The 20,561-nt window shown below is 32.4% G+C and carries 20 protein-coding genes and 1 riboswitch; of the genes, 3 read left to right on the forward strand and 17 right to left on the reverse strand.

From position 1 onward, the window contains the following. Positions 1-147 precede the first annotated feature (147 nt). From CN692_RS02355 to CN692_RS02390, 8 genes are all read right to left on the reverse strand, one after another. Positions 148-417: a hypothetical protein gene (locus CN692_RS02355; RefSeq protein WP_098117416.1), complete on the reverse strand. Its 270-nt coding sequence runs from the start codon at positions 415-417 to the stop codon at positions 148-150. A 75-nt stretch (positions 418-492) separates the two neighbouring features. Beyond that, positions 493-942 (reverse strand): NUDIX hydrolase, encoded by a 450-nt coding sequence (locus tag CN692_RS02360; RefSeq protein WP_098117417.1) that lies wholly within the window; start codon positions 940-942, stop codon positions 493-495. A 131-nt stretch (positions 943-1,073) separates the two neighbouring features. Further along, the gene (gene hisC / locus CN692_RS02365; RefSeq protein ID WP_098117418.1) at positions 1,074-2,156 is read right to left on the reverse strand and encodes a histidinol-phosphate transaminase; all 1,083 of its coding nucleotides are present in this window, start codon (positions 2,154-2,156) and stop codon (positions 1,074-1,076) included. A 186-nt stretch (positions 2,157-2,342) separates the two neighbouring features. Beyond that, complete coding sequence (locus CN692_RS02370; RefSeq protein WP_098117419.1) at positions 2,343-3,494, reverse strand: homogentisate 1,2-dioxygenase; 1,152 nt, start codon at positions 3,492-3,494, stop codon at positions 2,343-2,345. A gap of 10 nt (positions 3,495-3,504) precedes the next feature. Further along, entirely contained in the window at positions 3,505-4,401 is an 897-nt protein-coding gene (locus tag CN692_RS02375) for a fumarylacetoacetate hydrolase family protein (RefSeq protein WP_098117420.1), read from the reverse strand. 4 nt (positions 4,402-4,405) lie between these two features. Continuing rightward, the gene (locus CN692_RS02380; protein ID WP_098117421.1) at positions 4,406-5,017 is read right to left on the reverse strand and encodes a flavin reductase family protein; all 612 of its coding nucleotides are present in this window, start codon (positions 5,015-5,017) and stop codon (positions 4,406-4,408) included. A gap of 12 nt (positions 5,018-5,029) precedes the next feature. Next, positions 5,030-6,145, reverse strand: a complete 1,116-nt coding sequence (gene hppD / locus CN692_RS02385) for a 4-hydroxyphenylpyruvate dioxygenase (RefSeq protein ID WP_098117422.1) — start codon at positions 6,143-6,145, stop codon at positions 5,030-5,032. A 330-nt stretch (positions 6,146-6,475) separates the two neighbouring features. After that, a complete protein-coding gene (locus CN692_RS02390; RefSeq protein ID WP_098117423.1) occupies positions 6,476-6,796 on the reverse strand; it encodes a winged helix-turn-helix transcriptional regulator in 321 nt (106 codons plus the stop codon). A gap of 335 nt (positions 6,797-7,131) precedes the next feature. Here CN692_RS02390 and CN692_RS02395 point away from each other — a divergent pair, with 335 nt between their 5' ends. Both CN692_RS02395 and CN692_RS02400 read left to right on the forward strand, forming a co-directional pair. Continuing rightward, positions 7,132-7,668, forward strand: coding sequence for a flavodoxin family protein (locus CN692_RS02395; protein ID WP_098117424.1), 537 nt, complete (start codon positions 7,132-7,134; stop codon positions 7,666-7,668). Between the two features lie 23 nt (positions 7,669-7,691). Further along, the gene (locus CN692_RS02400) at positions 7,692-8,849 is read left to right on the forward strand and encodes an iron-containing alcohol dehydrogenase (protein WP_098117425.1); all 1,158 of its coding nucleotides are present in this window, start codon (positions 7,692-7,694) and stop codon (positions 8,847-8,849) included. 297 nt (positions 8,850-9,146) lie between these two features. On the opposite strand, the gene CN692_RS02405 is transcribed toward CN692_RS02400, so the two are convergent. After that, complete coding sequence (locus CN692_RS02405; protein WP_098117426.1) at positions 9,147-10,100, reverse strand: carbohydrate kinase family protein; 954 nt, start codon at positions 10,098-10,100, stop codon at positions 9,147-9,149. Positions 10,101-10,268: 168 nt separating this feature from the next. Then, a riboswitch (PreQ1 riboswitch) is annotated at positions 10,269-10,313 on the forward strand. Between the two features lie 5 nt (positions 10,314-10,318). Between CN692_RS02405 and CN692_RS02410 the strand changes: the two genes are divergently transcribed. Next, positions 10,319-10,804, forward strand: coding sequence for a QueT transporter family protein (locus CN692_RS02410; RefSeq protein ID WP_098117427.1), 486 nt, complete (start codon positions 10,319-10,321; stop codon positions 10,802-10,804). Positions 10,805-10,856: 52 nt separating this feature from the next. Here CN692_RS02410 and CN692_RS02415 read toward each other — a convergent pair whose 3' ends face one another. From CN692_RS02415 to miaB, 8 genes are all read right to left on the reverse strand, one after another. Continuing rightward, positions 10,857-11,234, reverse strand: coding sequence for a VOC family protein (locus tag CN692_RS02415; RefSeq protein WP_098117428.1), 378 nt, complete (start codon positions 11,232-11,234; stop codon positions 10,857-10,859). A 224-nt stretch (positions 11,235-11,458) separates the two neighbouring features. Further along, positions 11,459-13,396 (reverse strand): DNA mismatch repair endonuclease MutL, encoded by a 1,938-nt coding sequence (mutL, locus tag CN692_RS02420; protein WP_098117429.1) that lies wholly within the window; start codon positions 13,394-13,396, stop codon positions 11,459-11,461. 109 nt (positions 13,397-13,505) lie between these two features. Next, complete coding sequence (gene mutS / locus CN692_RS02425; protein WP_098117430.1) at positions 13,506-16,148, reverse strand: DNA mismatch repair protein MutS; 2,643 nt, start codon at positions 16,146-16,148, stop codon at positions 13,506-13,508. A gap of 837 nt (positions 16,149-16,985) precedes the next feature. Beyond that, positions 16,986-17,123 (reverse strand): hypothetical protein, encoded by a 138-nt coding sequence (locus CN692_RS25970; RefSeq protein ID WP_179874355.1) that lies wholly within the window; start codon positions 17,121-17,123, stop codon positions 16,986-16,988. A gap of 51 nt (positions 17,124-17,174) precedes the next feature. Further along, positions 17,175-17,432 (reverse strand): hypothetical protein, encoded by a 258-nt coding sequence (locus tag CN692_RS02430; protein WP_098117431.1) that lies wholly within the window; start codon positions 17,430-17,432, stop codon positions 17,175-17,177. Between the two features lie 110 nt (positions 17,433-17,542). Continuing rightward, positions 17,543-18,088, reverse strand: coding sequence for an outer spore coat protein CotE (gene cotE, locus CN692_RS02435; protein ID WP_098117432.1), 546 nt, complete (start codon positions 18,086-18,088; stop codon positions 17,543-17,545). 274 nt (positions 18,089-18,362) lie between these two features. Beyond that, positions 18,363-18,809, reverse strand: a complete 447-nt coding sequence (locus tag CN692_RS02440) for a RicAFT regulatory complex protein RicA family protein (protein ID WP_098117433.1) — start codon at positions 18,807-18,809, stop codon at positions 18,363-18,365. After that, positions 18,809-20,338 carry a tRNA (N6-isopentenyl adenosine(37)-C2)-methylthiotransferase MiaB gene (gene miaB, locus CN692_RS02445; protein WP_098117434.1) on the reverse strand — a complete coding sequence of 510 codons (1,530 nt, stop codon included), beginning with the start codon at positions 20,336-20,338 and terminating at the stop codon, positions 18,809-18,811. Before miaB ends, CN692_RS02440 begins: the two co-directional genes overlap by 1 nt. Positions 20,339-20,561: the final 223 nt, after the last annotated feature.

The raw sequence follows: 20,561 nt of genomic DNA on the forward strand, positions 1-20,561 counted from the left end.
AATCAACAATCTTCTTTAACTGAGCCTATGAATGTACCAAGCAACAAAAAAAAACGACTAAAAAGCCGTTTTTAACAGACACTTAACCCAGTAAATGATTATCAAATAACATTTCATAGTTAAGAGTTTATATCTAGTTAATTCCTATCAAGAAAATAAACTAGTAAGATTTAACACGATCATGAATAAAGTCGAACTTCCTATTATTAGCGAACAATAAAAACTAGTTTTAGCTCTCTTTTTAGATTCTTGAACATCACTTTTTCGAAAAAAGGCATAGTTTTTCATCTGCTGGAATGTTAATACTGCAAAAATAATAGGATTTGCCCATTCTTTGTATTCGGTAAACATTAAATACAATCCTAACATGAGAAGGATTATTGAAAAAACGATTTCATATTTAGTCGGTTTTCTCATCGTTTAACTCCTAAAATATGGTGATTTGCTGCATATCAAAATAGTATTTTTAGAGGAATTTCCACTGATCGTCTCTTACATTCTTTCCTTAAATGACATTATTATAGGAAGTTCAGGTGGACTAATATCAGATGGAAGATTATTAAAATCAAAAAAGCGTAAATCTTTTACTTCGCTTTCTTGTTTCTCTAATACACCAGTGTACTCGGTACATATATAAGTCGTAATTACATTATATACTTCATCTCCATGAGGATACTTATAGTAGAATTCTTTTCCAGAAAAAATGTTAAAAAACTCAAGGTTTAATGCAGTTAATCCAGTTTCTTCTTTCAATTCTCTTTTTGCAACTTCTTCTAAATTTTCTCCTATTTCTAACGAACCACCAGGTAATCCCCAAGTATTATTGTCTTTTCTTAATTGTAATAGTACTCTTTTTTTTGAATCTAAAAGTACAACATTTGCGCCAGCCATTATGAGAGGACGACTTCCTACAATTTTTCTTAAGTCCATAATATATCCCATTCATATTCTCCTTAAAAAAGATGATCGTATATGATTCTATTGATTTGATTTAATAATTTTTGATTCTACTAAACTTACCAAAAGTTGAAACAAAAAATCGTCACTTTTTCAAATGACGATTTTTTAATGAATTAGATTGTAGAAATGTTTTTCGTTAATGTTGGCTTCAAATGTAATATTAGTCCTTCATTTTCAGCAGCTGTTCCGATTGTAATTCGGATTCCATTAGGGAAAGCACGGATAATATAACCTTTTGATTCAAGATCTTTAAAGATTTCTTGGCTATTTTCAGTTGGTACGAATATAAAGTTAGCTTGAGATGGATAGAATTCTACGCCATAACTATTGAAAAATTCTTCATATTGTTCCATACCTTTTTTATTTTGTTCAACACAGTTTTTAATAAATACTTGGTCATCAAGTGCTGCTAATGCTGCAACTTGAGATAGCATTGAAGTGTTGAAAGGAAGTCTTGCGATATTTAATTCTTCAATTAATTTACTATTTGCGATACCATAACCGATTCTAAACGATGCTAGACCGTATGCTTTTGAGAATGTTCTTAATACAATAAGATTATCAAATTTATTTAATAAAGAAATTGTATCAGGGAAATCTGATGCTGATACGTATTCAACGTAAGCTTCATCAACAACTACAAAAGTATTGCTTGGTACTTTTTCTAAAAATTCTGCTAGTTTACGACTACCAATATATGTACCTGTTGGGTTATTTGGATTACAAATCCAAACAATTTTAGTATTCGCATCTACTTCTGCAAGCATTGCATCTAAATCGTGTACACCATTCACTAAAGGAACAGCTCTAACTTCAGCTCCTTCAATAACTGCATGGTGAGCATATTGTGAGAATGTTTGAGAAGCTTGTACAATATTATGTTCATTCGTTAATAATGATCGACTAATGATTTGAATTACTTCGTCAGCACCACTTCCGAATATTAATTGATTTGGTTGTATATTTAAGAAATTTGCTAATTTCTTACTGATTTCTTCTGTTGCACCATCTGGATAGATTGCAAACTTACTAACTACATTACGTAGCTCTTCAAAAACTTTAGGAGAACATCCGAATGGATTTTCATTTGATGCAAGTTTTACTACTTTGTCTAGACCATATTCTCTCATGACTACTTCACTTGGTTTTCCTGGTGTGTATGCTTGAAGTGTCAAAATTTGCGGTTTCACGTACATGCTAATTTCTCCCTTTATTCAAATTTTTGTATAATGTTGTCAGTTTATCATATATTTAAGCTATTAATCTAGTATTATTTTTTAAGAATATTTCAAATTATCTAGTTCCGATGAAACTTAAACTTCACTCGAGACGGTAAACATTATAGCTTTCAAAATTCAAATAAAAAGTAGAATCAAAAGACTCTACTTTTCAATCCAGCTACCCATATAAGCCGGATCTTCATATTGATGTGCTTCTTTTACAACGTATAACGGTCTAAATGTATCAATCATAACTGCTAGTTCTAATGTTTCTTTTTTACCAATACTACCTTCTACTTTACCTGGATGTGGTCCATGTGGAATACCTGATGGGTGTAAAGTAATTGATTCTTGTTCAATTCCTTTTCTACTCATAAAGTTACCTTCAACATAGTAAAGTACTTCATCACTGTTTACATTACTGTGAACATATGGTGCAGGAATTGCTTCTGGGTGATAATCATACATTCTAGGAACAAATGAGCAAACTACAAAATTATGTCCTTCGAATGTTTGATGTACTGGTGGCGGCTGATGAATTCTACCCGTAATCGGTTCGAAATCTTCAATATTAAATGCCCATGGATATAAATACCCATCCCATCCTACTACATCAAAAGGATGATGTGTTAAAACATGTTTGTAAAGATTGCCTCTTGCTCTAGTTAGAACAGTAAACTCACCTTTTTCATCAAATGTTTCTAATGTTTCTGGCCCTCTAAAATCACGTTCACAAAATGGGCTATGCTCAAGCATTTGACCATATTCATTTCGATAACGCTTTGGAGTTGTTAATTGGCTATTTGACTCTACAATTAATAGCTTTGTTTCATCATTAGGAACTACTTTGTAGATCGTCCCAATAGGGATCATGATATAGTCCCCTTTACGATATGTGATTGTTCCAAACATTGTTTGAACTTCACCAGAGCCGTAATGGACGAAAAACATTTCATCGCCTTCACCATTTCGATAAAAATGACGACTTTCTTCAGTTACATTAGCAACTGAGATTAATAAGTCTGCGTTTCCTAGAACATAAACTCTACCTTCTAATGCATCACCTGTACGTTCTAAATTACTAGTTCGAATATGGCGATGCTGTAATGAAGACTGTTCTTCAAATTCAATTTGAATTGATTTATAAAAAGATGTTTCACTAACTGAAGTTGGCATATGGTTATGATATAAAATTGATTGGGTGCCTGAAAATCCTTTTGTACCCATCACTTGTTCTCTATATAATGTTCCATCTTCTTTTCGAAATTGAATATGCCTTTTCTTTGGAATCTTACCTAAACTACGATAATACACAAGCTCCCCCTCACTTTCTAACAGTATTTCGTAAAGTTCCTAATCCAGTAATACTTAACTCAACTTCGTCTCCATCTTCTAACCAACGATGCTTCTCTTCACCAAGTTCTAGAATACATCCTGTTCCGACAGTTCCTGAGCCGATGACATCACCAGGGTATAGCTTTACATTTTTTGAAGCATGAGCAATTAATTCTGGGATCGAATAATAAATTGTTGAAAAATTACCACTAGAAATAACGTTTCCATTTACTGAAGCAGTCATCCTCAAATCATAGCTTTTATCCGTTCTATATTGTTCTAATTCATCTTTTGTTACAATCCAAGGTCCAATTGAAGTTGCAAAATCTTTACCTTTAGAAGGACCTAATCCTACCTTGACTTCATGTGCTTGAATATCTCTTGCACTCCAGTCATTTAATATTGTATAGCCAAGAATGTAATCATCAGCTTCCTCAACTGAGATATCTTTTCCTTCTTTGCCGATGATACAAGCAATTTCAAGTTCAAAATCCATCTTTTTGCTATTAGCTGGAATGCTAACAAGATCATCTGGTCCAACGACTGCACGGTGATTTGTAAAATAGAAAACTGGTACTTCATACCATTCAGGTATCATTTCTAATCCTCTTCTACCGCGAGCAGTTTTAACATGCTCTTCAAAGGCATAAAAATCTCGAATACTTTGTGGTCTTGGTAATGGTGCTCGCAATTGAACAGAAGAAAGTGGAATACCTTCTCCTGTTAATTCTGCAATTTCATTTTTATATAAATCGTAGTTTTCTAGTATCGATAATAAATCAACAGGTATTCTTCCATTACTAGCTTGATTTAAATCGATTACTTGATCTTCAACTAATAATCCTGCTCGCTCTTTACCATCATATTGAAAAGTAATAAATTTCATGCCTTCACCTTTTTCTTTCAATTGCAAAAGTATCGGAAATAGCACGAGTGTATGAATGTCCAGCAAGGCGGCCTACTGGATTTAGCTTTTCGGAATTGATTTTGCCATTTTCATATAATTCATCATTTATATGAACATTAACAACTTTACCAATTACTAAACTTCCTGCGCCTTTGTTCTCACCAAAATGTAATAGCTCATGAAGCTCACATTCTAGTCCTACTAAACTTTCTTTTACTCGAGGAACTTGTACTGTTGTCCCTTCAACTTTTGTAAGTCCAACTTGTTCAAATTCATCTACACCATATGGAAAATCTACAGCAGCATTATTAACCTGCTCACAAATTTCTTCGCTTACAATATTAATAATGAACTTTTTTGTTAGTTCAATATTTTTTAAAGTGTCTTTTTTCTCGCCGTCTGTACCTCTAATCATTGGTGCAAAGCACACTAACATCGGGTCAGCACAAATCGCTGTAAAGAAACTAAAAGGTGCAACATTCGCTACACCTTCTGAGTTTACAGTTGAAACAAATGCAATCGGACGAGGCAACACTGAACCAATTAACAGCTTATAAGCATCTTGCCATGGTAAAGTATCTGGTCTAATTTCCATTGTTACAACTCCTTATAGATTTCCTCGAAGTTCTTGCTCACGCTCGATTGACTCGAATAATGCTTTGAAGTTACCATCACCGAAACCTCTTGCACCTTTACGTTGAATGATTTCAATAAATAAAGTTGGACGGTCTACGATTGGACGAGTAAAGATTTGTAATAAATATCCTTCATCATCACGGTCAACTAAAATCTTTAATTCTCTTAATTTCTCCATATCTTCATCAATTGTTCCAACGCGCTCTGCTAACATATCATAATACGTATCTGGTGTTTTTAAGAATTCTACACCTAACGCTTTAAGTTTAGTAACAGTATCAACAATATCCTCAGTTAATAAAGCAATATGTTGAACACCTGGTCCATTGTTAAAGTCTAAATACTCTTGAATTTGTGATTTCTTTTTACCTTCAGCAGGCTCATTGATTGGGAATTTAATTCTGCTACCATTTGTCATAACTTTTGACATTAAAGCAGAATACTCAGTGCTAATATCATCATCATCAAAGTGGATCATTGACTGGAAGCCCATTACTTTTTCATAATAAGAAACCCACTCATCCATACTTTCAACATTTCCAACTACATGGTCAAGTGCAATTAAACCAGTTTCATTTACTGGAATTGTGAAAGCACGATCTTTAAATCCTGGTAAGAAAGGACCATTGTAGTCGCCTTTTTCAATTAATGTATGAATTGTATCGCCATATGTTCCAATTACCGCTTTTTTAACTGTACCGTGTTCATCACTAATTTCAGTTGGAGGTAAAATTTTAATCGCTCCACGGCTTACTGCACCTTGGTATGCTATTTCAATATCATCAACTACTAAAGCGATATCTTTTACGCCATCGCCATGTTTTTTAATAAACTCAGCAATTTTAGTATCTTCTTTTAAAGATCCAGTAATTACTAAACGGATTGTTCCATTTTTTAACACGTAAGAAACTTTATCACGTACTTTTGTTTCTAAACCTGAGTAAGCTACTGGTGTAAATCCAAAAGTGTTTGCAAAGAAATACGCTGTTTGTTTCGCATTACCTACATATAATTCTAAATGATGTACATCTTGTACTGGAAAAACATCATAGCTAGTATTTGCTTGTTTTAATTCATCTTGTTTCATTTTAATTTCCCCCTATAAATTACGATATTTGTAAAGAAAAAAACTATGTAAGAGCGTTAAGTAAACGCTTACAAAACAAATAAACTACATAAAAAAAAATCTTAACAAGGATGACGATTCGCCAAGAAAATCATTTTAGAAATATATGAGAAATACCTTAACGAACACACAATCTTTACTACTATATTAATGGATCGACTGTTTTATGTATCGATTTCACATTTATATAGTAGTCTATAATTAATTATTTCTACACTTCTTTTTAAATTCCTTCATTAAATTTATAATTAAATAAATTTTTTGTTGTTTCTAAATTTTTTAACTATAACTTTAATTCGGTTTGTTTTTCATTAGATGATTTCCGCCCCACCCACATAAAAGGTCCAAAATCGGTTTCATTGATTTTCCATATTCATTTAATTCATATTCTACTTTTGGTGGAATTTGATCATAAGCAATACGATTAATCAGTCCATCCGCCTCTAATTCTCTTAATTGCTGCGTTAACATTTTCTGCGTTATTTTGGGCATTAATTTTCTTAATTCATTCGTTCTTTTCTTCCCAGTTTCTAAGTGACAAAGTATGATACATTTCCACTTACCACCTATTACTTCTATTGCTGCTTCAATTGGCATATTATATTCTTTCATATATCCTCCATAATTTCTAATTACTATTTAATTATAATTTAAGTTATTTTATTCAACTTATTTAGTTCAAATGAAAACTCAAAAATCCCCAAACTAGTTAGAATTCACAACTTTAGTCCTATCACTTATTTTGGAGTCAATAATAAATTGTTCATAAAATATAGCATATAAATATTTTATAGTTCAAATTTTTGTCAGTTTTAAAGAATTAAAACTAGTACAATCCGCTCGATTGACATTTCATTTTATAGGCACTTTTTAGTACGTACTTTATTTTAAGTTTGTTATCATTCATAATAACAATATTATTTTTGTATAAAAAGGAGTGTGTCAGTATGTTTATCATTCATGGAAGTTCAAGAGAAAATGGAAATACAGAGCAACTTACAAATCTAATGACAAAAGATATGAACAAGACGGAAGTCCATTTACGTCATAAAAATATTATGGCAATTAACGACCAAAGACATGAGCCATCTGGATTCCAAACAATTGATGACGATTACGAGGAAATCATAAAAGAAATGCTAGTGCATGATACGATTATTTTTTCAACTCCATTATATTGGTATGGTATGAGCGGATACATGAAAAACTTCATCGATCGCTGGTCTCAAAGTCTTCGTAATAAAGATCTACATTTCAGTGAAAAAATTAAAAATAAAAAAATGTATGTTGTCATTGTTGGTGGAGATCAGCCGAAAATAAAGGCTTTACCATTGATTTTACAATTTAAACATATCTTTGAATTTGTTGGAGCAACTTTTGAAGGATATATTATTGGCGAAGGAAGTTCACCAGGAGCAATTTTAGAAGACCATTTAGCAATTCAACAAGCGGAATTATTAAATAGTACATTAAAAAATAAGTAATTAGCATTAGAAGGAGTAAGGCATTGATTCCATTTTTACAACATAACCCAACTAAATTATGGTTTGGGAAAAATCAAATTGAACAACTAGCAAATGAAGTACGAAATTTTAATCGTATACTTGTCGTTTATGGTGGCGGAAGTATTAAAAGTAATGGTGTATACGATGATGTAATAAACCAACTAAGTAGTAAAACAATTTTTGAACTTTCTGGTGTTGAACCTAATCCGGGACTTACAACAGTCGAAAAAGGTATTCAAATTTGTCGTGATGAAGAAATTGATTTTATTTTAGCTGTGGGTGGCGGAAGTGTAATTGATTGTGTTAAAGCGATTGCAATTGGCGTTCCATATGAAGGGGATGTTTGGGATATCATTACAAGAAAGTCCCAACCAACTAGTGCAACTCCTTTTGGGACTGTTTTAACATTAGCTGCAACTGGTTCGGAAATGAACTGCACATCAGTAATTTCTAATATGGAAGTAAATGAAAAAAGAGGATGGAGTAATCCGTTAGTTTTTCCTAAATTTTCAATATTAGATCCTACTTATACATTCTCTGTCCCTTTGGACCAAACAATCTATGGCATTGTTGATATTATGTCGCATGCTTTAGAGCAATATTTCCACCGTGTCAGTAATACACCGATGATTGATCGTTTTATTGAAAGTTTATTAATCACAGTGATCGAAGCTGGCGGTAAGCTTGTAAATGATTTAGAAAACTATGATTTACGTGAAACGATTATGTATGCTGGTACAACAGCCTTCAATGATACTTTATTAAATGGTACAGATGGTGGCGACTGGGCTTCTCATCAAATCGAGCATGCAGTATCTGCCATTTACGATATTCCTCACGGCAGAGGATTAGCAATCATTTTCCCTAATTGGTTAAGTCACTGTCTAGACTACGATCCGAGCAGAATTAAAATGCTTGCTACAAATGTTCTTGGAATTTCTCAAGAAGGAAAGACAACAGAACAAATTGCAGAAGAAGGAATCCAAGCTCTAAGAAGTTTTTGGAATTCAATCGGTGCTCCAAGCCGTTTAGCAGATTATCAAATTGATGACTCACGTTTAGATGAACTAGTAGAAAAATCATTTGTAAAACCTGTAGTTGGCGGCTACAAAATTTTAGATAAGGAAAGTGCTAGAGATATTTTAGTACGATCTTTTTAATGTTGAAAAGAACCTTGCATTGAGCGAGGTTCTTTTTTTGTATTTGAGTGTTAGTTGATCCAATTTGTTGAGAAACATTACTTTTTTGGTTCGATTTAATGACTTTTTTGACTGATTTCAGCTTGTTTAATAGTAATACGAGGTTTATTTGCAGTTATATTGTTTTTATTTGCAGGCTAAATTGATCTCTATGCTCCACTGTCCATATTTACACTTCGCTAATTTCATTTCCAGCCTCACTTGCTTTTTTTATATTCACATTCATATCAAAAAAAAGAACCCATAAAAGGTTCTCATCTAAAATTGCATTTCTACCCAATTTATTTCATTAATATGATGTTCAACAACATTACAACACATATTCGGATTAATCGTATCTACATGTGAAATTGTAATAGTAGACATTGAAACAGAATATTTAACTGTATCGACAATACTCATATTATTCATATAGCCATATCCAATACCTGCTACTAATGCATCACCCGCTCCTGTTACATTAACAACGGATACTCCATCTGCTTGAACAATTCCTTCTTCTATTCCATTATTATAATAAATTCCTTCTGCATCTAAACTAATGAAAACATTTGTTACACCTAGTTCTCTAAAATATCTACCAGCTTTGCGTACATCTTCAACTGAAGTAATTTCAAATCCAGCCAATACTTCAGCTTCATGGCGATTTGGTTTAATTGTATGAAAATATTTAATATAATCTCTAATTTTTGAAGCTTTTGAGGCAGATACAGGATCTAAAATAAATTTTGTTTCATTATGGAAATTTGTTAATAAATAAGCTAAAGTACTTGGGTTATCTGCATCTACTACCATATATTCAGCATTTCGTATAACTTCTTCTTTAGTGTCGATAAACTCTTTTGTAAAATTGTTTGTTATATCTAAATCCACTACTGCAGAGACCATTTCTCCGCTTTCATTTAAAATAGCTAAATATGTTGGGGTAGATTCACCATTAATAATTAATGTATCTTCCATATCGATGTTCATATTTTTTGCATGGTTTAACATGTTCATACCATTTATGTCATCGCCAATTACTGATATAAATTTTGTATTTAAATTGACCTTTGCCATATTTTCTGCAATATTGCGGCAAACACCACCAAATGATACTTTTACACTACCCGGGTTTGAGTCATAGGGGCGATAGTTTTTTTTCGTAAAACCAATAATATCGCATATGGAAACACCAAATACTAATATATATGGGTTAGAAGGAATTGTCATGATGTCAGTCCTTTTCAGTTAAAGTTGAATTAAATATTTATACTCATTTCTAATTATATCAGTATAATAAATTTTATAAAGTATTTTTTTGAACTTCTTTCACAATTACTTTTTATTTATTATTGACTAAAAACAAATTTCGGTTTAATATTTATTCTTACGTGTAAAATTTACGTGGTTCGAAAACCTCCCACGGAAAAAAACTAAGGAGAAACAAAATGAAGTTAAAGACAATCACCGTTAATGGAGTATTTGCTGCACTTTATATTGCAGTTACATACTTTATTCAGCCATTCGGGTTTACGAATATTCAATTTCGTGTATCTGAAATGTTCAATCATTTAGTCGTTTTTAATAAAAAGTACATTTATGGGGTAGTTTTAGGCGTTATTTTAGCAAATTTTTTCTTTTCCCCAATGCCCGTATATGATTTAACTTTTGGTGTTGGCCAATCGATTATTTCTTTATTAATTACGATTGTCACAGCAAAATTTATTAAAGGTATTATTCCAAGAATGATTATTAATACGATTGTATTTACAGTGACTATGTTCATAATTGCATTCGAATTGAAGTTAGCACTTGGATTTCCGTTCCCAATGACTTATTTAACAACAGCAATTGGTGAATTTGTAGTGATGGTAATTGGTATACCAATTATGTACTATTTAAATAAACGAATTAAATTTGAGCGTTTAATTTAAGAAAAAAAGAGTTGTTTCCTTTTTGGAATCAACTCTTTTTCTATATTATGTATTATTTGTCTTCTCTTAATAAATAATCATTACCATCTTGATCGTAGAAATTAAACATTGAACCGTATGGCATTTTCATAAGATCATCAACTTTTACTCCGTTTTGTTTCATTTTTTCATAAGCAGCATCAATATCCGTTGTACTAAAAAGAACAGATGGATGAGATATTTTATCTGGTTTAAATTGTTCCATCGAAGATTTAGAGTATAGAACTAGTGTAGTAAATTCGCTTTCACTTGGACCTACTTCAATCCATTTTGCATCTGGCCCCATTGGCATTTCTATTTTTAGAACAAATCCCATTTTATTAATCCAAAAATCTTTTGCTTGCTCTTGATCTTCTACATAAACAGTAACTTTACCGATTTTATTAATCATTATAACATCTCCTCTACTGGATAATTTTACTACCAAATCAATTTTAGCAAACACAAATGTATAAAACAAACTGATTTCGCACTATTTAAATTGAATTGAATAAATCTTAATGACAATTAATTAGTGCTGATTAACGAATAAAAAGGATAGTTAGATTTTCTAACTATCCTTAAGTATTTCAAGGTATAAGTTATTTCATGTTTCACACTTCATTGACCAACATCTTACATTACACGTTTAAACATTTTTTCAAGTTCATACGAACTAAAATGGATGACGATTGGACGGCCATGTGGACATGTAAATGGATTGCTTGATTTTCTTAACGATTCTAATAAACTAAAAATTTCATCGTTTGTGATATAGTGATTTGCTTTTATTGAAGCTTTACAGCTCATCATGATGGCTTTTTCTTCACGTAGTTTTTTTATGTTAATTGTTCCGCGTTTTAATAATTCTTGAATCATTTCATCGATTAATGTATCTTCCTGTCCTTCTGGAAACCAATTTGGATGCTCTCGAATGACATAACTATTAGATCCGAATTTCTCGATAAACAGTCCAACTTCCATTAGTTCATCATGGTATTGGTCTAATAAAATAGCTTGCTCTGGTGAGACATCAAATGTAATTGGAATTAATAAAGTTTGTAGTTCTGATGCAACTTCGCCTATTTTTTCTTTAAAATATTCATAGTAAACACGTTCTTGGGCAGCATGCTGGTCGATTAAATATAAGCCTTTTTCATTTTGAGCAATTATATAAGTACCATGCATTTGTCCAATTGGATATAGAGGAGGTAATTGGTCAATATTTTGCTCATCATATACTTCTTCTTTAACGATTACGGTTTCTTCTATTTTTAATTTATCTTCTTGATTCACTAAATCCGAATAATTTTCGTCTTTATTAACGATTTGTTTTTCAAAATAAAGACTCTCGTAATCGATCGCTGTTGATGAATCAATTTCTTCGGTTGAATCGAATTCAATTGAACTTTCTTCAATCGTTGATTCGTTAGTTTCATTGGATCGATCTGAATTAAAACGTTCCTGAAGAGAAAATGGTAATTTCTTTTCTACGTCTTCTTTTATCGAAGAATGTTCAAAAGAAAATGTAGATTGTTCACTATATAATTTTTCCTTTGTTGCTGTTGGCTTTATTTCTGGAATTAGAGAACGCCCTCTAAAAACTTTTTTAATACTTTCACTAATTAATGTAAATAGTTGATCTTCTTTACTGAAACGAACTTCTTGTTTTGTAGGATGTACGTTTACATCTACTAATTGTGGGTCCATTTTAATAAATAGCGCTACGATTGGAAAACGACCAATTGGAAGCAATGTATGGTATCCTTCGCTTATTGATTTATTTACACCGTAATGTTTTACATATCTTCCATTTACATAAAGTGAAATATAATTTCTAGTTGCTCTTGTATATTCGGGCATTGATAAATAGCCTTCAACCTGAAAGTCTAGTGACTCCCCTTTAAAATGAACCATATTTTTAGCAATTTGTAGGCCGTATAATGAAGCAAGAATTTGTCTTGCATCACCATTCCCGTTGCTTCGGAACATTAGTTTATCATTATGTTTCAAATCAAATGCGATCTGAGGATTTGCTAATGCTAATCGATAGACGACGTCCGTCACATTGCTTAACTCCGTTTGAACAGTTCTCATATATTTTAATCTAGCTGGTGTATTAAAAAATAAATTTGAAACTTCTATACTAGTCCCTTGTGATTTGGCAATTTCTTTTTGAGATTGCAAAACGCCACCCTTTAAGATTGTTTCAATTCCGGGTCCATCTATGGTTGATGTTTTCACGGTAACATAACTAACAGATGCGATACTCGGCAATGCTTCACCACGGAAGCCTAATGTACGGATTCGAAATAAGTCATTCTCATCTTTTATTTTACTAGTTGCATGACGCTCAAATGCAAGGATACTATCTTCCTTCGTCATCCCCTCACCATTATCGCTTACAAAAATTCGTGAGAGTCCACCGTCGTTAATTTCAACTGTAATACGAGTACTAATAGCATCAATTGCATTCTCGAGCAATTCCTTAACAACTGATGCAGGACGTTCTACAACTTCACCTGCCGCTATTTGATTGGCTAAGATCTCATCTAACTTCTGTATCTTTGACATTAGTGAACCTCCTCTCTAATTAAATAAACTATACAATAAAAGGTATAGTACATTAAGCTATATTCATAATTTTAACTATTAATAAAAAGAAAGGCCAATTGGCCTTCTTTTATTTTTTCACTTGTTTTTGTAGTTCATATAATAAATTAAATGCTTCCATTGGATTTAACTCTAGAATATTTATTCCTTTTAATTGATCAATCACTGGATGGCTTTTAATTACTTCTTTAACTTTTGGTTGATTATCATCAAATAAGCTTAATTGAGATCCTAAATCTTCTTTGTCGGATGTTTGAACAATCTCTTTTTTAGTTTCTTGCTTTTTTATAATAACTTGTTCTGTATTTTGGATATCTTCTTTAACAAAAGAATGATTATTTGATTCTAAATCATTTAATAATTCTTTTGCTCGAATGATTACATCTTGCGGAAGATTTGCTAATTCAGCTACGTGAATACCATAACTTTGGTCAGCTGCTCCCTCAAAGATTTTATGAAGGAATAATACCTTTCCATCTTGTTCTTTTGCTGCTACATGAATGTTTTTCAAAAATTTAAGCTGATTAGCTAATACCGTCAATTCATGGTAGTGAGTAGAAAATAGCGTTTTTGCTCCTATATGATCATGTATATATTCGATCATCGCTTGTGCTAAAGCCATTCCATCGTATGTCGATGTACCCCTACCAATTTCATCAAATAAGATTAAACTCTTTTCAGTTGCATTCGTAATCGCATAATTAGCTTCTAACATTTCGACCATAAATGTACTCTGACCGGAGATTAAATCATCCGCTGCTCCAATTCGAGTAAATATTTGATCAAAAACAGGTAATTTTGCATATTCAGCAGGTACGTAGCATCCTATTTGAGCCAAGACACTTATTAAGGCTACTTGTTTCATATACGTACTTTTACCGGCCATATTCGGTCCAGTAATTAAAAATTGATGTGTATCAACCTCGAAATTTGTATCGTTAGGAATATATTCTGAACCATGTAATACTTTTTCAACTACCGGATGTCTTCCATTCTTCACGATATATTCTCGATCAGCCGTAAACGTTGGTCTTACATATCCATTTTTTTCACTTACTACAGAAAAACTTTGTAGTACATCAATTTGACTAATGACTTGTCCTAATGTTTGAAGTCTTGATAAATATTGTTTTACTTGTTCTCTAATTGAAAGAAACAACTCATATTCTAAACCAATCATTTTTTCTTCAGCTTCAAGAATCATTGTCTCTTTTTCTTTTAGCTCTTCAGTTATAAATCGCTCTGCATTTGCTAAAGTTTGTTTACGCTCATATCGTCCTTCTGGAATTTGGCTAATATTTGATCTCGTTACTTCAATATAGTAACCAAAAATACGATTATATCCAATTTTTAATGATTTAATCCCAGTAATTTCTCTTTCTCGTTGCTCAAGTTCCATTAACCAGTTTTTACCGTTTTTACTCACAAAACGATACTCATCTAATGTTTTATTAAAACCATCTTTTATGATGTTACCTTCTTTAATCGATAGTGGAGCCTCTTCAATAATTGCGTTTTCTAAAATAATTTGAAGGTCTTCACATGGGTCAATATTCGTAATTAGCTTGTCAATGCTTTCGTGATTTATTGATTTCAAGACATGAATAATTGAAGGGACTGTTTGAAGTGAACGTTTTAATTGCAATAAATCTCTAGCATTTACATTGCCAAATGAGACTTTACCAGCTAAGCGTTCTAAATCATATACATCTTTTAATAATTCCTTAAGATCTTCTCGAATAAAATAGTTTTCCATTAGCAATTCAACGATTGTTAAACGGTCATTGATTTGATTCGCATTTACTAATGGACGTTGAATCCATTTTTTTAGCAAACGCCCACCCATTGCTGTTTTCGTTTCATCTAATAACCAATTCAAAGAACCTTGTTTGTTTTTTGAACGCTGAGTTTCAACTAACTCAAGATTTCTCATTGAATACATGTCCATATTTAAAAAATCATGTTGATTAATCACAACGATTTCTTGAAGATGTGAAAGTGTTCGTTTTTGCGTTTTTGATAAATAATTTAATAGTCTAGCAGCTGTTGCTTTTAAACTTGTTTGATCAATCGAATTTACAACATCTGTAAATTCCTCTAGTAAACGATCATTTGATTCAAAAGAAACTGTAATTGAGAAGCTCTTTTCAAGGGTTTGAATCGCTTTAGATGAAAAATCATCATGTACGACAACTTCTTTCGTTCCAGTTGCTGCAATTTTTAAGATTGCTTCCTCTAATGACCCGCTAAGTAATAAGGCATTCCCTTCACCAGTCGTTAAATCAATCCAAACTAAAGCATAGGAAGTTTTAGAAACTTCCGTTAATGTTGAGATGTAATGGTTCTGCTTCTCATCAATTGATCTACCTTCCATTTGCGTACCAGGAGTAATTAATTGAACAACCTCTCTTTTTACTACTCCTTTAGCGACCGTTGGATCCTCAACTTGTTCACATATTGCTACTTTGTAACCTTTTTCTACTAATTGTTCTATATATCCAGCAGCTGCATGAAAAGGAACACCACACATTGGAATTCGCTCATCAGTACCACCTGCACGGCCTGTTAATGTTATTTCCAAAACTTGAGATGCTTTTATCGCATCCTCAAAAAACATTTCATAAAAATCGCCAAGTCTAAAAAATAAAAAAGCATCCTGGTAATTTTTCTTTATATTTAAATATTGCTCAATCATTGGCGTATATGTTGCCATTTTATCCTCTCCATCAAAAAACATTCTTCGCATATTATATCACATTTTGACGAAGGCTTATGAAAGTTCGAAAGTTAAGATAAAGAAACTCTTCGATTGGTTAAACTATAAAAATAGAGTAACAGTCACGTTTTGAATAACCTCAGATTTACTAATTAAGAAAAACCGGGCAAAAAACGCCCGATCCTTTATGAGTAACACTTTTTCTTCTTTTGGCTGTTTTACTTACTCATGAGCCCTTTATGAGTAACACTTTTTCTTCTTTTGGCTGTTTTACTTACTCATGAGCCCTTTATGAGTAACATATTTTCTTCTTTTGGCTGCTTTACTTACTCATGAACCTTCTATTAGTAACACTTTTGCTTCTTTTGGCTGTTCTACTTACTCATAAGCCCTTTATGAGTAACTCTTTTGCTTCTTTTGGCTGCTTTACTTACTCATGAACCCTTTATGAGTCACTTATTTGCTTCTTTTGGCTGCTTTACTTACTCATGAACCTTCTATGAGTAACACTTTTTCTTCTTTTGGCTGCTTTACTTACTCATGAGCCCTTTATGAGTCACACTTTTTCTTCTTTTGGCTGTTCTACTTACTCATGAGTCCTTTATGAGTTACACTTTTTCTTCTTTTGGCTGTTCTACTTACTCATGAGCCCTTTATGAGTCACACTTTTTCTTCTTTTCCCCTTTTTATTTACTCTTGAAGCCCTTTTGTCTCTTATAAATAAGTGGCTGTCCTAAGAGTTTTGGAACTGACAGGGCGGTTTCTTTTTTATATTTTTTTAGGATGGACCTATATGCGGACAAATGGAGGGTATCCTAGATCTGTTTCTTACGTTTAGTCGATTTTATAATCCATATTTTTTTGATCTATAGCAGATTTCCTCAATTTTTTAGTCGTTTTAGGAAGAAATACAGCAAACATAACATTCATCCATTTATCCATAGCTAGTTTAGACCATTTATTACGTTGCAACCCTTTCAATACCCCTAACCTGTATAGGTAATATCATAACTAAAATAGGATTCACACAAATTTAATTGCAGTTTCGCTAATTTTATTTGCAGATTTGTTAATTTTAATTGCAGTTTGACCAATTTTATTTGCAGATTCTCTATTTTTATTTGCACTTCCAGTTTTATTTGCAGTTTCTATTCTCTTTTTTGCACGTTCGACAGGTTTGTTTGCATGTTTCACAATTTTATTTGCACTTTCTTTAAATACTACATAAAGAAATCTCGCAGATTGGCTAGCTTTTAAGTGAAGACAGAGGCTTAGTTGCACTTATACTTAAATTCCTAAATTGGAAACTTCTTCTTTTTTCTTCTCCGCTACCAATTTATACTTTCTTACCAAATTAAAAAAGCTAGGAAGTTTCACCTTCCTAGCCTAGCTTATTCTTCTTCGCCTTCTAATACGAAATCTGGATCTAAATCTTCAAATTCATCATCTACATCAAAGAAATCATCATCGTCATGTACACCGTGAGGCGCAACAAGGACAACAACTTTCGTTTCACCAACAACTTCAACTAAAACTTCTTTTTCTACTGTTACAATAAATCGATTCCCATTTGGAGAAATAATTGCATCTAAACAATTTGGATGTTTTAATGATCGTGCAATAACTTCACAATCTTCACCAGTAAAATTGTCATCTCTGTGTCTTAATCTTACTACTTCAGTATACTTAACAGACTCAGGCACTACTTCTGTTTTCGTATTGTCACCATAGGAGTACCAAATATTAATATCATATTTACCAGATACTTCTACTCCATCTTTACATTTTTTTGCATCATATACATGGTTTATAACCCAGCAGCCTAAAATACTTGATGGTGTATGATTTGGTGTAAGTGTATGTGTGACTTTGTTATATTTCTTGCCTCTTCCTACGACTGCCTTCGTTATAATCTCTCTGTGTTCGCGTTCAGACATAGGTGTGACCCTCCTCGTTCCATTTTCATTTCATTCTATGCGTGACATATGCGGAATGTGTTAATGACATGAAAATTCTTTTATACAAGTTAAAAAAACATGTGATGATAAATTGTATGACGACAGCCTAATAAAGTTGACTCTATTTTGAAGAATTTAAAAAATAAACATGAAAAATATTATATTTAGGCTATTTAGTAATTACTTTATTAGCTTTACATAAAAAAAAGACTCAGGCAGCAAAATTAATTGCTTCTCCTGAGTCCTAAATTTGTTAATTGCTGCAGCTATCTGTTTTGCAAGCATCCGGTCCATGTGCTACCTTTGATCCTGTTTCTCCGCTTAGTACGTTGCCACCTGTTGATTTAATAATTTCATCTGTTACACCATTTGAGATTGTGTGGGCGATTAATTGAAGTAAATCATTCACTTCTACTTGAGATGATTGGAATTCTTGTACTACTGGAATTGATTCTAATTTTTCGTTTAAATCATCAAGCTCTTGTTCAACCTTTTTAAGAGCTTCTTTCTTACCCCAGTGCTCTAAATTAACCGCTTGTTTTTGTAATGATTTAATTTCTTCGATATGCGCTCTTACAGAATCGCTCTCGTTAATTTGCGCTTCAGCACGTTTAAAAAAGTCTACTTCTTCTGTTTCAGAAATCATTACTGCTAATTCTTTAGCACGTTCAACGATATCAGCTTTTGTATATTTTCCCATTATAGCACCTCTACTGTTTCTTCTACTAATTCTCCATCTAATGACCATGTTTTAGCTTTTGTAACTTTTACTTTTACAATTTGACCAACGATTGATTTAGGACCTCTAAAGTTTACAAGTTTATTATAAGGAGTATACCCAGCAAGTACATCCGGATTCTTCTTACTTTCACCCTCTACTAAAACATCAAGAATTTGTCCTTCAAAACGTTTATTAAATTCAGCAGATTTTGCATTTACAACTTCGTTTAGACGTTGTAATCTTTGCTTTTTCACACTCTCAGGTACATTATCTACCATTTTGGCAGCAGGTGTTCCTTCACGCGGTGAATAGATGAAAGTAAATGCTAAATCAAAACCTACTTCTTCATATAACGTCATCGTTTCTTCAAATTGCTCATCTGTTTCATTTGGGAATCCAACAATTATATCTGTTGTAAATGAAATTTGTGGCATAGCCGTTTTTAATTTTCTTACAAGTTCAAGATACTGTTCACGATCATATTTACGTGACATTAACTTCAGAACTTCTGAGCTACCCGATTGAACCGGTAAATGAATATGTGGCATTAAGTTGCCACCTTTTGCTAATACTTCTATTAAATGATCATCAAAATCTCGTGGATGACTTGTTGTAAAACGTACACGCGGAATACCAATTTTACGGATTTCATCCATTAAATGACCTAATCCATACGTTCCTTCAGCTAAGTCTTTACCGTATGCATTAACATTTTGACCTAATAAAGTTACTTCCTTGTAACCTAGTCTAGCTAACTCACGAACTTCATTAATAATGTCTTCTGGTTGACGGCTACGCTCTTTTCCACGTGTATAAGGAACAATACAGTATGTACAGAATTTATCGCAACCATACATAATGTTAACCCATGCTTTAATTTCACCACGACGGACTTTTGGAAGGTTTTCAATTACATCCCCTTCTTTTGACCATACTTCGATAACCATTTCTTTACTAAACATTGCTTCTTGAATAATAAATGGTAGTCTATGAATATTATGTGTACCAAATACCATATCAATAAATGAATGTTTTTGTAAGATTCGATTAACGACAGCTTCTTCTTGGGACATACAACCACAAATACCAATTAACAAGTCTGGTCTTTGAAGCTTTAACGGTTTTAAGTGTCCAATTTCACCAAATACTTTATTTTCAGCATTTTCTCGAATTGCACATGTGTTTAATAGAATAATATCAGCATCTTCAACTGATGTAGCAACTTCATAACCCATCGTTGTAAAAATACCGGCCATAACTTCTGTGTCATGCTCGTTCATTTGACAACCATACGTACGGATTAAGAATTTCTTACCTGCACCCGAATTTCTCATTTCTTCAGGAATTTCGAAACCGCGATCATAAGTAACTTCTTCTTTACCTCTACGCTTTGCATCAGCTAAAGAAGGAGCTTGGTAAACCTTTTCAAAATATTGACTATAATCTTTATCGTTTTTATTTTTCGTATTATTTATATTAGTGCCTTGAAGGCGTTGTTGTTCATTCATAAAACAATCTCCTTTCAATCGAACGTCCACACATTAATTAAGTATATAACGTTATTCTACAATATACAATGTGCGTTACGCAAAAAAGAAAGCCTAAAATAGAAGTATATTTGAATAATTTTTTTAATATTTTTAATCATTAATCTTAAAATAGAGAGCGCTTTAATTAATAATAGAAAAATGTTATTTTTCACTTCAATTACAAAATAAAAAGAGGACCATA

Origin of the sequence: Bacillus sp. AFS002410, assembly GCF_002556365.1 — a bacterium.
Classification (GTDB): Bacteria; Bacillota; Bacilli; order Bacillales; family Bacillaceae_G; genus Gottfriedia.